Consider the following 946-nt stretch of genomic DNA (forward strand, 5'->3'; position numbering starts at 1 on the left):
CTTGCGATTGGTTTGTCGAGCGGATGGGCAGCCAAGATGTTTTGCGCAAGCCTTCGGATGATAGCCAGGTTTTGTGGGGCGTTGTCCTTTCGGGTGCGGGCGTCATCTTCATGGAAGACGACATCAAGGCTCCAGTGCAACTGGTTCTCGATGGTCCAGTGGGCACGTACGGTCTCGGCCAATTTCCTGGGCGCCAGCAGCTTGGAGAGCGCGATATAGCGGACCGACGCAGCCGTCTTGTTGTCGGCCGTGCGCAGGGCCTCGATGCGGCCGATGGCCTTGAGGCCGGGAAACACGGGCAGGTCCTTGAGTTTGGCAAGCGGCAAGATGCTGGCTCGGCGCACTTCAATGCGGCCATGAGCCGTATCGCGCGTTTCGAAGCAGGCGATCTCGCCTGCCGCGGCAAAGCTTTTCTCAGCCGCGGCAAACAGACGGCCACGGTTGGCCTTCAGCCCGAGGGCGTAATGCGCCTTCTGCGCGATCAGCGCCTCAGCCGTGTCGGGGCGGCAATGCAGGGCGTCGGCGGTGACCGTGCAGCCCTTGAGATCCAAGCTCTTCAGCAACGCCAGCGTCGCCCCAACCTCGTCGGAGGCCAGCGCCCGCGTTGCCGCAATCGTCAGCCTGGTCTCGGCATCCCAGGCACTGACCATCAGCGGCGGCATGAAGGCACGCCCCTTCTCATAGCCGCGCCTGAGCGCCTTGCCGTCGATGGCCACCACGCCACGCGGCGAGCCAAGTCCAAGTTCGCGCCGCAACGCCGACATGAAGGCGCTCAGCGCGTTCGACAATTCCTGAGGATCAAGAAGCCGAAACACCCGGCTGAAGGTGTCGTGGCTCGGACACCCATGCTTCAGCTCGACGATCTCTTTCAACTCGTCTTCCCGGCCCTCCACGAATTCAGCAATGTCCACACAGCTTTTGGCACCGCACAGTGTCGCTGCAAGCG

1 protein-coding gene is annotated in these 946 nt (G+C 63.0%); it reads right to left on the minus strand.

Going from position 1 to position 946, the window contains the following annotated elements; genetic code table 11:
* Positions 1–911 (minus strand): ISAs1 family transposase (locus EOA16_RS32405; RefSeq protein ID WP_348630392.1); only part of this gene is annotated, 911 nt, incomplete at its 3' end.
* Between the last annotated feature and the right edge of the window lie 35 nt (positions 912–946).

It is taken from the genome of Mesorhizobium sp. M7A.F.Ca.US.008.03.1.1 (assembly GCF_003997495.1).
In the GTDB taxonomy this organism is placed as follows: Bacteria; Pseudomonadota; Alphaproteobacteria; order Rhizobiales; family Rhizobiaceae; genus Mesorhizobium.